This window comes from Sulfurospirillum sp. E15m (assembly GCF_059415145.1).
The window spans coordinates 96456-110724 of the sequence record NZ_JCAHZS010000011.1 but is presented as its reverse complement, the minus strand read 5'-3'; the positions used below and the strand labels follow the sequence as shown (position 1 = coordinate 110724).

The 14269-nt window shown below is 31.7% G+C and carries 18 protein-coding genes and 1 pseudogene; 10 read left to right on the top strand and 9 right to left on the bottom strand.

All coding sequences use genetic code 11. The annotated features are described in order from the left end of the window. Window positions 1–214: 214 nt before the first annotated feature. On the bottom strand, window positions 215–1147 hold the full coding sequence (locus tag AC5SLP_RS13570) for a hypothetical protein (RefSeq protein WP_495255697.1): 933 nt from the start codon (window positions 1145–1147) through the stop codon (window positions 215–217). Between the two features lie 112 nt (window positions 1148–1259). Between AC5SLP_RS13570 and AC5SLP_RS13565 the strand changes: the two genes are divergently transcribed. The 5 genes from AC5SLP_RS13565 to AC5SLP_RS13545 are packed head-to-tail and all read left to right on the top strand — an operon-like array spanning window position 1260 to window position 4476. Further along, window positions 1260–2225: a helix-turn-helix transcriptional regulator gene (locus tag AC5SLP_RS13565; protein ID WP_495255696.1), complete on the top strand. Its 966-nt coding sequence runs from the start codon at window positions 1260–1262 to the stop codon at window positions 2223–2225. Window positions 2226–2280: 55 nt separating this feature from the next. Further along, window positions 2281–2883 carry a hypothetical protein gene (locus AC5SLP_RS13560; RefSeq protein WP_495255695.1) on the top strand — a complete coding sequence of 201 codons (603 nt, stop codon included), beginning with the start codon at window positions 2281–2283 and terminating at the stop codon, window positions 2881–2883. A gap of 37 nt (window positions 2884–2920) precedes the next feature. Beyond that, window positions 2921–3679, top strand: coding sequence for a hypothetical protein (locus AC5SLP_RS13555; RefSeq protein ID WP_495255694.1), 759 nt, complete (start codon window positions 2921–2923; stop codon window positions 3677–3679). Continuing rightward, the gene (locus AC5SLP_RS13550; RefSeq protein ID WP_495255693.1) at window positions 3676–3996 is read left to right on the top strand and encodes a hypothetical protein; all 321 of its coding nucleotides are present in this window, start codon (window positions 3676–3678) and stop codon (window positions 3994–3996) included. Before AC5SLP_RS13555 ends, AC5SLP_RS13550 begins: the two co-directional genes overlap by 4 nt. A gap of 45 nt (window positions 3997–4041) precedes the next feature. After that, entirely contained in the window at window positions 4042–4476 is a 435-nt protein-coding gene (locus AC5SLP_RS13545; protein WP_495255692.1) for a hypothetical protein, read from the top strand. A gap of 144 nt (window positions 4477–4620) precedes the next feature. Here AC5SLP_RS13545 and AC5SLP_RS13540 read toward each other — a convergent pair. The 3 genes and pseudogenes from AC5SLP_RS13540 to AC5SLP_RS13530 all read right to left on the bottom strand — a co-directional run. Next, window positions 4621–5071 (bottom strand): annotated as a pseudogene (locus tag AC5SLP_RS13540) (transposase); the annotation flags it as partial. An 82-nt stretch (window positions 5072–5153) separates the two neighbouring features. Next, window positions 5154–5585, bottom strand: a complete 432-nt coding sequence (locus tag AC5SLP_RS13535; protein WP_495255691.1) for a 5-methylcytosine restriction system specificity protein McrC — start codon at window positions 5583–5585, stop codon at window positions 5154–5156. Window position 5586: 1 nt separating this feature from the next. Further along, window positions 5587–6354: a hypothetical protein gene (locus AC5SLP_RS13530; RefSeq protein WP_495255690.1), complete on the bottom strand. Its 768-nt coding sequence runs from the start codon at window positions 6352–6354 to the stop codon at window positions 5587–5589. 144 nt (window positions 6355–6498) lie between these two features. Between AC5SLP_RS13530 and AC5SLP_RS13525 the strand changes: the two genes are divergently transcribed. After that, the gene (locus AC5SLP_RS13525; RefSeq protein ID WP_495255689.1) at window positions 6499–6831 is read left to right on the top strand and encodes a hypothetical protein; all 333 of its coding nucleotides are present in this window, start codon (window positions 6499–6501) and stop codon (window positions 6829–6831) included. Window positions 6832–6847: 16 nt separating this feature from the next. Further along, window positions 6848–7990, top strand: coding sequence for a PDDEXK-like family protein (locus AC5SLP_RS13520; protein ID WP_495255688.1), 1143 nt, complete (start codon window positions 6848–6850; stop codon window positions 7988–7990). 65 nt (window positions 7991–8055) lie between these two features. Here the strand turns inward: AC5SLP_RS13520 and AC5SLP_RS13515 are convergent, their stop codons facing one another. Next, a complete protein-coding gene (locus AC5SLP_RS13515) occupies window positions 8056–8736 on the bottom strand; it encodes a hypothetical protein (RefSeq protein WP_495255687.1) in 681 nt (226 codons plus the stop codon). A gap of 107 nt (window positions 8737–8843) precedes the next feature. On the opposite strand from AC5SLP_RS13515, the gene AC5SLP_RS13510 reads away from it, so the two are divergent. Then, window positions 8844–9770 carry a PcfJ domain-containing protein gene (locus AC5SLP_RS13510; RefSeq protein WP_495255686.1) on the top strand — a complete coding sequence of 309 codons (927 nt, stop codon included), beginning with the start codon at window positions 8844–8846 and terminating at the stop codon, window positions 9768–9770. A gap of 22 nt (window positions 9771–9792) precedes the next feature. On the opposite strand, the gene AC5SLP_RS13505 is transcribed toward AC5SLP_RS13510, so the two are convergent. Then, window positions 9793–10566 carry a hypothetical protein gene (locus AC5SLP_RS13505; RefSeq protein WP_495255685.1) on the bottom strand — a complete coding sequence of 258 codons (774 nt, stop codon included), beginning with the start codon at window positions 10564–10566 and terminating at the stop codon, window positions 9793–9795. Window positions 10567–10672: 106 nt separating this feature from the next. Here AC5SLP_RS13505 and AC5SLP_RS13500 point away from each other — a divergent pair, with 106 nt between their 5' ends. Further along, complete coding sequence (locus tag AC5SLP_RS13500) at window positions 10673–11221, top strand: hypothetical protein (protein WP_495255684.1); 549 nt, start codon at window positions 10673–10675, stop codon at window positions 11219–11221. 63 nt (window positions 11222–11284) lie between these two features. Further along, the gene (locus AC5SLP_RS13495; protein WP_495255683.1) at window positions 11285–11683 is read left to right on the top strand and encodes a hypothetical protein; all 399 of its coding nucleotides are present in this window, start codon (window positions 11285–11287) and stop codon (window positions 11681–11683) included. 14 nt (window positions 11684–11697) lie between these two features. On the opposite strand, the gene AC5SLP_RS13490 is transcribed toward AC5SLP_RS13495, so the two are convergent. Genes AC5SLP_RS13490 through AC5SLP_RS13480 form a run of 3 tightly spaced genes read right to left on the bottom strand, consistent with a single transcriptional unit; the run spans window position 11698 to window position 14222 of the window. Then, a complete protein-coding gene (locus AC5SLP_RS13490; RefSeq protein WP_495255682.1) occupies window positions 11698–12387 on the bottom strand; it encodes a hypothetical protein in 690 nt (229 codons plus the stop codon). Between the two features lie 25 nt (window positions 12388–12412). Continuing rightward, the gene (locus AC5SLP_RS13485) at window positions 12413–12973 is read right to left on the bottom strand and encodes a hypothetical protein (RefSeq protein ID WP_495255681.1); all 561 of its coding nucleotides are present in this window, start codon (window positions 12971–12973) and stop codon (window positions 12413–12415) included. A 16-nt stretch (window positions 12974–12989) separates the two neighbouring features. After that, the gene (locus AC5SLP_RS13480; protein WP_495255680.1) at window positions 12990–14222 is read right to left on the bottom strand and encodes an MBL fold metallo-hydrolase; all 1233 of its coding nucleotides are present in this window, start codon (window positions 14220–14222) and stop codon (window positions 12990–12992) included. Between the last annotated feature and the right edge of the window lie 47 nt (window positions 14223–14269).

Here is a 14269-nt window from a genome sequence, read left to right as displayed (position 1 = left end):
CATTTATAAGCTTACTATAACATATTAAAAAGACAATATATTGGTATGGGATATATCTGTTGTCAAACGAAGTGCAGTTTTAGTCACTCTCCAATTAAATTAAGGACAGGATGGGAACTTTAACTTGAAAATCTTTGTAGAATTTCACACTTCGCCTGACACCATTTATCCAACCTTCAAAAAATGTGTCTAATAAAAATTGTCGTTATGGTTACTAATCGCACTGACATTGAATAATATTATAGTGGCTTATTAAATCAAATAGCGTTGGTGGAATATAAAAACTAAGAGATTCCATAATAAGTTCAATAAAATTAAAAGCATAGCTGTTGGCATAAGTGACTATGTTGATTTTATCTGCTTCTATATTTGCATCAAAAGATACTATTTCTCCTTGTGCTTCTAATTTTTCAAAAACATAGTTTATGAAACTTAAAAGAGTTCCAATCCATTCTTTAATATTCTCTATACTGGGCTCAAATACTTTAACTTCATCAAACTCTGTACTATCTAAAGATGAAAGTGTTGCTATCCCTCTTTTTATAATAGTCGATAAGTGCTTAAATGGTAGAAAGTGTTTAGCTATGTGAAGATGATTTGCATACCTTTCACCGCTCAGTATCTTTTGAATTGTTTTTTTATCATTCTCAATAATGGGTTGATTTAACTTCATTAGAAAATAAAATGCTTGAATTGAATGATTGGAAAGTGCAGAGAAAAGAGCTTTACTGTATAAATTAACATTAGAACCTATTATTTTTGATGAACAATATTCAAGCACATCACATTTATTGTGGTATGCGGCTTGATGGATAACATAGTCTAGATAAGATCTGACATGACTCATATAATACAAAAGATCATCAAAAAATCCTTTACTGAGGATGAAGTTCAGATTTTCTTTGTGGAATCGATGTAACTCTACCCTTAGTCCATGAGAGTCAATTCCATACTTCTTTTGAAGCATCACACGCAAAACAACTTCTTTTTTAACCACAGGCGAGAAAGGAAGTGAGGCTAAAAGATCCAATAATATTAAGTCACTAGGTATTGTTTCTGAATGATGAGATATTATATTGAAACCCCAAGTAGATGTTAAAAGTGAAAGATTTAGTTTTAAGAAATTTCTTCTGCTTAATGGGTACATAATATTTCTCTCAAATAAGATTTATAACATCATAACCATTTAACAAGACAGCTTAATGTCTGTTTTTAAAAAGATAGTGCTACAATTTTCAATACTTTATTATGGATACAATATGCCAACTAAAAAATCGCCCACACACTCAGTCATGGAACGCATTGAAACGATCGTTTATCGTCTAAAATCAGGTGAAACACTTAGTATCAAAGAACTCTCTTTAGAATATGACTGTGATGTTAAGACAATACAACGAGACATGAATCAAAGAATTCCGGAGTTATTTATGCGGCTTGGTATTCAAGCAAAACTTGGAAAAGAGGGAAGGCGTTTTAAGCTTATAGGAGATGTCAATCAACTCCATAATTTTGAAGAGAGTTTAGTCCTTGATGTTTTACAACAACTCTCAACAAATATCAGCCCCTCTTTTGCACTCAAAGCCAATAAACTTTTATCACATGCCTCATTTACCTCTTCGTATCTCTTCACCCATCTTGATTTTGAGGATATAACGCATAAAAAAGAAGAGATGAATGCTCTCGAAGAAGCCATCAAGCAGTTCGTATCTATCTCCTTTACTTATAAAAAAGAGCAAACAAGATACGAAGTGCATGCTGACCCACTTAGGGTGATCTGTTTTGATGGGTTTTGGTATCTACTCGCAAAAGATCACAAAGACACTATGATCAAAAAATACTATTTTCGCGCTATCTCAAATATCAAACAAGAGGGTAAATCATTTAGCATTTCAAAAAGCCTCGAAGACAAACTTGAGAATGCAATTAATGTATGGTTTAATGCTAATAGCGAGAGCTTTGAAGTGCGTCTGTACGCAAATAAAGAGATTGTCCATTACCTTATGCGTCGTCCCATTTCCAAAAGCCAACACGTTGTGGCGACTGATCCTGATGGTAGTGTTGAATTTTCCATCATGATTACGGATTACAATGAGATTATCCCTGAAGTGTTTAAGTGGATTCCTTATTTGTTTGTCTTAAGTCCAAAAGAGCTCAAAGAAAAGTGTGAAGAATTATTAGAGGAGTTTTTACAACAATCAAAGCAAATATCACAACAGGACATGTAGCTGTCTATTAAGTTGTTTATAATGGTGTTGAAAGTATGACAAGCAGGAGTTCGATATGGTAAAAATACCGTTTCCATCAGAAGAAATTATCGTTAAAGCCATTTTGGATGGTTTGCAATATTCAAGGGATGAGTTTTTTCGTTTAACTGGATCCAATGATTGGAAAGACTGGCTTGAATGGCCAGAGTTTATGTTAAGTATTGGCATGTTAGAAAAGCTAAAAGTACTTACTCCAAATGTCCATTTGTGGCTTGAAGTGGGTCAAGACATCTTGACAACAGATAAAAATATTCGTAAAGGTCGCATTGATCTTGTAATTGATGATACAGAAGACCATAGTCGAGTTCTTGTTGAAACCAAAGCCAATGTGGGACTTTTAAATGATTTTGAGCAAAAGGGCATACGAGATGATTTGGAGAGAATTTGTCAAATTCTTACAACCCCAAAACAAGAGAGCCTAGAGTATGGCATGTCAGCTTTTATAGCTAACCGATATGACAACAGCCTCACACAAACACTTGAAAACTTTGAACAAAAAGTTAAGGTTCTTGTTGCATCGTTAGGATTAGAATTTTACACATGTAAACAAAAAATTGAAGACAAGAGTGACCAGTGGAAAGCTTTTGCAGTAGTTTATGTTATAAAAAGAAAGTTTTAAAAATATTTTCTTTTAACTCTAGGAGGGTTGCGGAGACATGAAAGACTTAAAAGCATATGTTAAAGAACAATTAGAAAATGCAAAACGTGAGTTTAATGAAATTGGTGGTTTAGAATCGCTTAAGTCTGGTGATTGGCTGATGAAAATTATCCATAAATCGTTTACTACATATTGGAATAATGCGAATATTGAATATTTTGAATCCAAATATGGAACCAAAGATAAGGATAAGATTGCCAAAAAATTAATTTCGGTAGCTTCCAAAAATGCAGCAATACTTGGAGGTATGACAGGAGCCACTATGTCAGCTAATGAAATTATCGGATTTTTTACTGCTGGTGAAGGAGGTATTGGCATACCCGCTAATGTAGCGATTGCAGTTACAGCTATTGGAGGTGACATAATTTTCCTAACACGTATTCAGTTACAACTTATATCAAATTTAGGGAAACTATACGGGGCACCTTTGGATCCAGATGATCCAGAAGATATTTTAACAATTTTTGCATTTGCACTCGGAGGATCAGTTTCAGAAGGTGCAGGTAAATTTGGAATGAAAGTCGGTGGAAAATTGGCTGGACGTGCCGCAAAAGATGTATTTAAAAAAGAAGTATTGAAAAATTTAAAAAAACTTGCAACTAAAGCAAGTATGAAAATATTACAAAAAACAATTGTTAAATATGCAGTTCCTCTCGCATCAATGGGTTTTGGTACCGCATGGAACTTTACTTCCACAAAAGTTATTGCTAAGATTGCGGTTAAACATTTTGAACAACGAGTTAAAGAAAATGCTTGATTTGGCAAGTATATTTATTGGCACAACATACTACAGTATTTTTAACTAAAGAAACAGTTCGTGATAAGATTCGAAAAGATATTTCTTCAATACTTAAAGATAAAATCTACAGTGATATAGTTATTAGCTTGATAAGCGAAGCAATTAAAAGAATAGAGACTCAAAGTAAAAGTGCATTATTCGCAGATTATGATGTATTATCCAAGCTATTAAGTAGTAAAAAAGAAGATTTAAATGATTTTATTATCAATAATAACGATATCAGTGATGAGGGAAAAACAACAGAAGATTTATATATGTTATTACCCTTAAATTGATAAAACTATGGTATGCTTATTGTAGCTTTTATAGATGGAGTTGGTATGAGTAGTAAAAATACGATGGGTAAAGCGTTGGTAAAAATAGTTTGGCCATTTATTAAAGATGTTATTTTACCAATGGTAAAAGAATTTGTAAAAAATATTGTAATAAAATATATTTCTAAGTTGTCAGAAAAAATAAATAATGAAATGGATTGTCGCTTTAATAAAAGGTATCAAAATGCAACTGAAAAAGCGAATGAAGCTGAACAAAATGCAACTAAATCGTCAATAGATTTAGAAAAACAAAAGTATGAAGATATTGCAAAGATATGGAGAGAGGTGGCTGAGGAATTTCGAATTGAAAATCAAGAACTTAAGACAAAAATTAAGAATCTTACAACAAAAACAGAGAATGACATTATTAGTGAAACAAACAGTATGAACCAAACAATAAATGAAAAGAATGGAACTATATTGATTGAAAATAAAAAATAATAGTTTAATAACAGCGCGAAATGTCAATCGAAGCGTAGAATTGGAGATATATTTTTAAAGATATGCTCTTATTGAGGCTTTGAAAAAATTTGATAGGTAGTGTTCAGGATTCTGTGTCAGCATCGAATAGTTCCTAAAATTGTATCATAAATTTAAAGCATCAGTTAGCCGTCCATCGAAATGGATGGCTAACTGAGAGATAGTTAAGCTCCAATTTCTAATGGGCATAGTCCACTTCTTTTGAGTATTTTGAATTCCCATATAAAGCAGTTTTAACAAGCTATCATCGTTAGGGAAAGCGCCTTTAGTTTTAGTAAGCGTTCGAAATTGTCGATGGACTGATTCAATGATATTTGTGGTGTAAATGACTCTGCGTATATCTTCTAGATATTGAAAGTAGACAGATAATTTATCCCATTTATTTCTCCAAGATTGAAAAACAATAGGATACTTTTTACCCCATTTTTTCTTCAAGCTTATCAAGTTCAAATTCAGCTTCTTCTTTTGTAAAAGCCTGATAGACAGCTTTGAACTCTTTTGCAAATTGTTTTTGGTAAGCTGAACCCACATATTTGAGACTGTTGCGTATTTGGTGTCAAACGAAGTGCAGTTTTAGTCACTCTCCAATTAAATTAAGGACAGGATGGGAACTTTAACTTGAAAATCTTTGTAGAATTTCACACTTCGCCTGACATCATATAAGTATTTATTTGAAAAAAGTCGTTTCTATCGACATCACCAGCACCATTTTGATCTTTACCTTTCATCTTCATTCGTTTATACTTTGTGTCAAAGACCATGACATCATTGCCGCACACCATCACAATATCAGGGATGATTTTTCTTGAGTAAAACATCGTTTCATATAGTGGAATTTTTGGGCTATCCACTCTCCATGATGGAAACTCTTTTTGCAATAGCTTCGTTACATATGTTTCAAAAAGTTCAGCTACATTGATAATAAATCCATATGTTTCTTGTTTCCCACCATTTTTTTCTTCTATTGTATCGCCATGAATAATATACTTTGCGTACTCTAATACTTTTTTATAAGGTGCGAATATTGGGTTTTGTAACGCTTTGGAATGACCCCAAATTTGTAAACACATTTTAATTCTGCGTAGCCATTTTGATTTCTTCCACGAAAGGATTTTTCATCCATGCAAGTTCTTGAATATAGTCAACATTATTTTTTGCTTCGTCAAAATCATCATCGCATAAACTGATACATTGATCAAACAAAGAGAGCTCTCGTGATATCTCTGCCCTTAAATATCTGTGTAGCTCAGATGTAGAATTATGCGTTGAGATAATAGATAAAAGCTTTGTTAAGTTGTCTTTTTCATCCTCGGTTAATTGATATTTCCAGTAAACGTTACGTTCTTTTTTCTCATTATTTAAGGATAAAAGAGATTCCTCCGTTACCTTCATATCAGCATCTCGATATTTACTTGATGATTTTGAAAGACATTCGAGATTTTTTAAAAGCCTACGAATTTCTTTATCTTGATATCTATATTTTTTACTAAAATCTCTTCGCTTATGATTACTTAATTGCCAATACTCCATTCTTATATATATTTCTTGGTCAGCATCGAGTTTGAATGTTTTTAAGGCACGTAATAAATCCCTTAAATTAGGGCTGATGATATATGGCAGTTCATCAGAAATAGCATCTTGAACTTTATAATCCACATCCCAAATCAATTGTTCACAATAAGGACAAACGACTAATTTTTCATACTTTAACATCATCGACCCTTCATAATATAAATCCGTCCAAAAACGTGCATGTCGGCTATTGCCACTATTCATCTCATTTCTAAAAGCTATTTCTTTACAATGTGGACATTGCCTGTATGATTCTCTTAATGTCATTTTGACTAATCCTTATATGTATTTTTGATCAGTATAGCTACCAATATGGACTTAATATTGTCCAAATAAATGAGTATTATTAAGGTAATAAATTAAAAGTTGTGTACAATAACCGCTTGATTGTATACATCAAAAAGGAGTTTTATGAAAGTTGCCCTTATTGTTCCAGATGATTTTAAAGATTTGAATTTTTTGGCACCCATTTTGGATCAAATAAATTGTGAAGAGATTATTTCTGGTACATCAAATGGATATAGGCTCTTGGAAGAATACATCGTATCTACACATAGAAAAATAACTATTTCTAAAACACAACAAGCGAAAACACCTCCTCAAAGAACGTACAATGCAATTGATGCAGCTGATCAAGTTATTGTACTCACGCATGATAAGGGAATTAAAACTAAAAAAGCTCTTGAATATGCACAAAAACAGCAAAAAATACTCATGACTTATCGTGTCGAAATTACCAAATAAAAGGATATAAATACTTATGTTAGATAGCGAATATCAATTATTCTTCGACTTGATTCTGGACTTCAAACAGCTTCAAGATCAACAAAAACAAAGAGGGCTCAATGATTACAACATTCTTAATGTCGTAAGAGATGAATATGCCGAAGTTGGGTTGCACTCAAGGGTACTTTATTCTTTACTAGATCCAGAAGGACTTCATTATCAAAAAGATTTATTTTTAAAACTCTTTATCAAAGAAGTATTGAAAATTTCAGATTTTGGAGATATGGCTTCTGTTATTGTAGAACGAGAAGAACAAACACAAGAAGCAAGAAGAATAGACTTTACGATCAAAAATACAAACTACTACATAGGTATTGAGATGAAACTCAATGCAGCAGACGGTCAAAATCAACTTTCTGATTACGAAGATTATCTAAAAACTAAATCGAAAAATAATATCGACAAAGATAAAGTGATTATCTATTATCTTTCATTAGACGGGAAAAAAGCAAATCCCGATAGTTCAAATGGTATCAAATATAAACAAATTTCTTTTGAAAAAGATATTCTATCTTGGATTGAGAAATGCCAAAAAGAAGTGCATAATATTACAAATCTTAATCAAGCCTTTGAGAACTATAAATGGATTGTACAAAAAATTACAAAGAAATACAGGAGTCAAGTGATGTCTTTTGAAAAATTTTTAGAAAACAATAAGGGGCAAATTAGCGAAGAGATCATTAAGAATGTTTTAAATGAAATTGATGTGTTGCAACGTAATGCTCCAAAACAATTGTTCGACGATTTAGAAAATGTATTAATTATGAATAATTATAAATATGAAAGAATTAATGATCAGGCTATTGATTTATCTATGGGTAAGTTTTTTCTAAGACTCATAAATACTATATCAAGCCAATTAAACCACTTTACTCTCCAAGTTGGTATTTTGTCTGATCGTGACTTTAAAAAAACTGCTGATAATAAGTTAAAGTCATCCATTGTAGATGAACTTAAAAAAATTAATAAAAACTTTGAATCCGGTTGGCTGAAGTGCTATGGTGTTTTATACTATGAAAAAAATAACTATCAAAATAAAAAACATATATTAGACACTGCCCCGAAAATGCTACAAGAAATTAAAATTGTTTTAGAAAATCAAAGTAAATGGAAATAAAATTGTTAGATACTTAGATTTAAGGACACGTAAACAAGGAAAATATTCCCTATCCTTTTCAATTATCATATTGGATAGGGGAATTCTCTTAGCTCCTGCACTTCTAAAACAAGATCATTGATCGAAACATTAGCAATTAAATAGGCTTTTACTTCCTTTTCAATCGCAATCAATTGCGCTAAAGTCGCTAATCCTTCTTTTTTTACATCTAATCGTTTTTCATAAGTCGAAAGATCAATAGAAATTGTCTCTATGGGGTTATTTTCTAATGCCTGAAAGTTAATAGCAGTTTTTTGCAATATGTAAGAATTTTCTAGTATCAATCCACAAGAATAATGAGCAAGAGCACTATAAAAATTTTTATGGTTAATATACTCATCCAGAGGTCTTTTTTGCGTTATCTGAAATTCTAAATTATCATCTTGATCATCGTAACTTAAATACTGTAATTGTAATAAATAGGATTGAACTTTAGAATTGGCTTGTATTAAATCTCTATTGATTACGTCTCGCCATTTTTCTTCTGCTGAAGGATAAGATCTTGTTTGGACTAAAAACTCCTCTTCAAATGTCAACGCTAAATAATGCTCTAACACGACATAAAGGTCATAATTCATCTCATGTAAAGCACGATAGAGATCATAATAGAGTATTTTGCGAATCGATAGTTTAGAGCCCTTAATCTCAGCAAACGTCATTTGGGTAAGTTTTAAAATATCATCAAATAGGCCTTGATTGTCCATCATTGCATTCTCCTTGTCTTCTTTTATAGAATTATATCAACAATTAATAGACAGTATCTTGTCCAATTTTCATTATAAACTTTAGGATATTTAACAATAAGGGAGCTAATGTGAACCTCATTATTGATGATCAACATAAAGCAATGATGCAATTTTTATCAGTTCATCAAAACATTCATGATACAAACTTTTATTTTTTTAGAGATTATCCACACCTCTCATCTTTTGAAGGGCTGACCTTTAATGAGGCTGTATGTCATATTATTGGTATTCATACAAAAAAGGGGAATAAGGCACTTAAAAAAGCTTTTTATACATCACTCAATACTCTCACGCACTCAAATACTCCGTATTCTCCTTATGTCGATTTTTTATTGACTTCAATTTTTAGTGATCATAACTATCTTATACCTCTTATTCAATTGCCATTTGAACAGAAAAAAAGACTTATGGATCTTTCCTTAGCTTCAGAGGAGCAGATAAACCAATTGTGGTTTTTTCTTAAAAATAGACTCACACAAAAAACTCTTTTTACTCTAATGCATGATTTTTATTCGCAAGAAAATATCCACGATAAATACAAAAATATTTTGACACTTTATTTTCAGTATCAACTCTTACTAGAGGAAAAATTCATAACATGTAAAGCTTCAATGGATGATCTTCTTAAGACATTTACGCATATTATTCAAAATCATTATGTTCAAAAAATGACATATTATTACCAAGCACATGCTGTGATGCAAGAGATGATTGTGGGGGATTTAGAGTTTAGACTGCCTTGTAGCTCACACGAACTTTATCAATGGGCACAGATACTTCAAAACTGCCTTCTTACCTATATGGAAAGAATTCCTCATCACGCCATTGTATATGGTGTTTTTAAAAAAGGTCATTTATCGTATGCCGTTGAAGTCTATAAAAACAGAGTGGTACAAATGAGCGGTATTCAGAATATGAAGATCCCACCAATGGATGCTAGGTCAATTTATCAATGGATTGACCACGCTTATTCAGATAGCCTCTATTTGACATAAGAGGCTATGAAAAAATATTAGCTTACTCTTCTAGATTTAGGAGAATTTCTTTGGTAATTTTTCCCTGCTCAACTAAATGTTGATAGAGCTCTGCAGCTCGATTATACCCCATATGCAAATTCTTTTGTAAAAAGAAAACAAATAAATCTTGGTTGTTAGACAACAAATCTAGCGCTTGCTTTTCCAATAGACCAGCATCTTTGTGAACCATAAAATTTAAAATCACTTCTTGTCTGGAAATATCATCACGTGTGTACACCCAAAATGTATCGTTTGGGCTATCACTATTTTTTTTAGTATTAATATCAGGGATATCATCGTATAAATATACGTCTTTATGGTAACCAGCGCGTTGCATAATTGTATCAATAAAGAGATATCGCTCAGATGTCTGCTTATAATAATTTAGAGGTCCTCTCATAATAATAGGAGGTTGAAAGCGTCTCATATATTTTTTCACGCTATGAAAAACAAATTGCTTGAGGATTTCTCTCACCTTTTTGGATTCCACATATTTTTTAGTCGATAAGGCATCGTCTTCTTTGTGATTATTCATGTATTGATAGCGAAGCTCTTTTGTATCCCATCGTGACAACTCAACACAATACCCAAAATTTATAATGGGTAAGTACAAATACTTACTATATGCTTCTACACTAAAACGAGATTCTACTATAATATTTAAATCTTGGTACAGGAATGAATAACAAAATTTTCGCTCTATTTCTAAATTATTACTGTATCTATCCTCTTCATAACATCGAACTAATTTTAGACCATCTGCTAATTGAAACATTTTTCCCTCCTTTTGATGAAAAAGAAAGTATAAAATTAAATATGGACATTAATATGTCCTCATTCTAGTCTAAAGTTCTATCCAACAAACACAAAAAGGGTTTTATATGCAAAGAAGAAGTTTCTTTAAAAGCCTTGCAATTTTTCCACTTGCATGTCTAGGAGAAAAAAAGAAAGACGAAGAAAAAAATATTCTAGAAAATGCTACTATTCACATCTCTCTACCTTTTTCATTAAACTCTTCACAAGAAAATAAAACAGGTTTATTTGCCATAGATAAGCCAATGCGTGAACTTAGATCAAGATATTTAAACAGTATTTTAGAATCACTGAGACAATGGGAAAATAAAGAAATTATGTTGCATTTTGGTGGAGGTGAAGCTACTATGTATGATGTTGAAGTAGATAAAATACTTTGCAATGAAAAACTAGCCTCAGAGTTTTTATACTATCCTACTATAAAGTTATTTGATGACCAAGAAGAGTTATTGTTACCATCAATGAGTCTTCTTACCACAATGAAATACCCATCATTTAGTAGCACTGATTCAATGATTATGGTTAGTGGTGATTTAGAATATTTTGATATGGATAAAATTGGAAAAATAGTGAATTTAAAAAAATATAAACAAACAAAAGAGCCAAATTTTTATTAAAGCAGACATGATACTGTCTGCTTGGGACTCTATAATACTCCAATTAAAGAATTGGGGCATCACATGGAAATCTATACAGACACTATCATCGAACATACTATCTTCATTCCTTATGATGGACAGTTGATTATCAAAGATTGCACTGTAAAAATTGCACGTAATGCACATATCATTTGTTTAGGGAAGTTTGAAGCCTCAAATGTTCATTTTGAACCAATCGAAGATGCTTTTGGTGCTATTGCCATTATGAGTTACAACAAAAAATCTACTATTTTTCAATGCACTTTCAAACAAGGTTGCGGTATTCCTCTAAAATATTTTCAAAAATTACCCATTTTTTGGGAAATATTTCCTCTTGAAGATTGGGAATGTAATGCTGATGAAGAATCTCGTCACGCTATTCTTGACACAAAGATAGCAGGACTTTATGACCCAATCGAACCAATGTTGATTAAAATGTAGATCGCTTAAATGTATTAAACGCATTGAGCTTCTTCAATGATTAATTGCGATTGTTCTTTTTGTTCAAGTATCTCTTTTTCATACGTAAATTCTGCAATATCATTTTGAAATACTTTATTTTTAGAATAACATTTAGGCCAAACAATAGCTTTTTTAATGGAGTATTTATCCCAATCAAAGCCATAGATTTTCAATAAGTCATAAAAAAAATCTGCTTGTTCTTTGACAATAGTTTCAAAATCATTTACTTGTTTTTGAAGTTCTGTTAAAAACCTTGAAGATTTTAGTTCAATAATATAGAGTTCCTTATTTTTACTAAAACCTAAAATATCATTGACAATTTTTTGATTTTCTCGATCATACATAACTAACTCGGATGTAATAAATTGAATATTATCTCCAAACGGTAATAGATGAGAAGGGTGACCCATCGCCTTGTCAATAATAGTTGCTTGCAAAAGTTTTTCAGGAGTATTTCGTTTTGGTTTTTCTAATACTTGTGATTCTAAGGCATCTAAAAGTTTATGGAATTTTGCTTTTGTTTTGATACCTGAATATCCTTTTTCGGGTGTATCTGGATGTAAAGAGACAAATGACATTCCTTGCTTATTGCCGCGACAGTGCATTGAAAATTTCAAGAGTTGCTCTTTATATGTTTGATTCAAAACATTTGCTAATTTGAAATACTTGAATACGTCTTCCATAATTTAAATCCTTTAGTGCGTGTTTTTAAAGCATCGCTTTTGTGAGTGTTATTTGAACATCGACAGTATAATAATAATTTGATAAATAACACATCACTTCATCTGCAATATAGCCCTCTATATCAACCATTAGCTCTTGCATTTCTTCATGGAGAACATTATCAAAAGTATCAAGTTGTTCTTGATCCAAATCACTATCCAATTGGCGAAGTTCATCTGCCATTTTTTCTGTTTTTTGAAAATACGAATCATCGTACATTTGGGTCGATAAAGTAGGGTCTTTGCTATATGAGTTATACATATAATGATCATGAAAAACCACATCAACTTTTTCAATGATGTAATACAAAGGAAAATCGCCTTCTAAAATAGTCTCTATGTCATTGTAGATGAAGGAACTTTTGTTAGTTTCAATATTCAAATATTTTTTGATATTAGTGATAATATCTTCTTTAATATCTTCCATCTCCCCATCGATACTTTCACTTTTGAAATCCGTTAAATCATGAATTTGATACCCTCTGTAACTATTTTCTTTATAAATATTTTTAAACGTTAAAATGAGATTTTCATTTGATTCTTGCATGTTTTCTCCTAATGTCTTAAATAACAAATGGCATACCGTCTTCAAGGACAATGGTATTATCAAAATGCTGACAAAACTTATCTTTATGCTCTGTATGCATTGGAATAAGAACTTTTGGTCTTAATGCGTCAGAGAACTTTTTTAAACTTTCAAGATCGGCATGTCCGCTAGTATGCGCATAAACCCAGTTATAATTTTTTTGCAGTTTTTGATACAAACTAACTGTTTTTTCATCACTAAACTCAGACTTCAAATAACCAAGCCATTGAGAATAGATAATATTTGCGTTAGGAGTGTCAAGCTTTTTTAAAAGCTTGTCTATATGCCAAGGAGAAATCTTTATGTAGTAGCGCGATGGTTCTTTTTGTATATCTTCTAGTGAAATGACATTACTAAAAAGTCTGTATTGAAAATCATCAAAATAGTCACGATTTTTTTTGATTTTTTCATAATACTTTCCGCCATACTCTTTTAATACAAAAACGTTTTTCCAATCCATTGTAGGAATAGACGTTGAAACACTTGACATTTTTTCAAGTATCCATGCCGTGTACATATCAATCACAAAGATTTTTTCTGTTTTTTTACACGCTCTATACGCAGAAACTATAGAGTCTATGTTTTGGGAAGAACCTATCATAAACGTGATAGCTTCTGTATTTTTTAGCGTATCAACAATCTTATTTTCAACACTGATTTCATTGGGGAAATCCTCGTTACTTCGCTGAAGCATGGTTCCTTCCATTAAAAGGACATCCGTATCTTTCAGCTTTAACATCGAGTCAAAGAGTTTTGATTTCCTTCCGTTGGCTCTAAAATCACCACTATAGATTATCTTCTTACCATCATATTCAACTAAAAAAGCATATGCATCAACGGCACTATGATCAACCAAATAAGGAGTAATTGTAATATCTCCAATTTGAAAAGATTTCCATGCTTCAAAATGATGGAATGTATTTGCCAGCAGACCTTGCCCTGTAAAAAGTTTTGTTGCATTCATAAGCTCTTTTGAAAGTTTTCCACAGTAAATAGGAATAGTAGCATCAACGGTTTCAATTTCACCAAAATGGTCTTGATGCGGATGAGAAATAACAATGGCATCAATCCTCTTGTTTTTAAAATCAAGTTTTGTGGATGCTAAATTGAGTGGTGTTCCATAATCAAATAAGAGTGTTGTATTTTGAGTCGATAACTCAATGCAGCTTCCACCGATTTCATTTGTTCCTTTATGGATGGTCAGTACCATTATATGCCTTACATAAAAAAGTAGATTGTTTATAAATAAAGAATCTC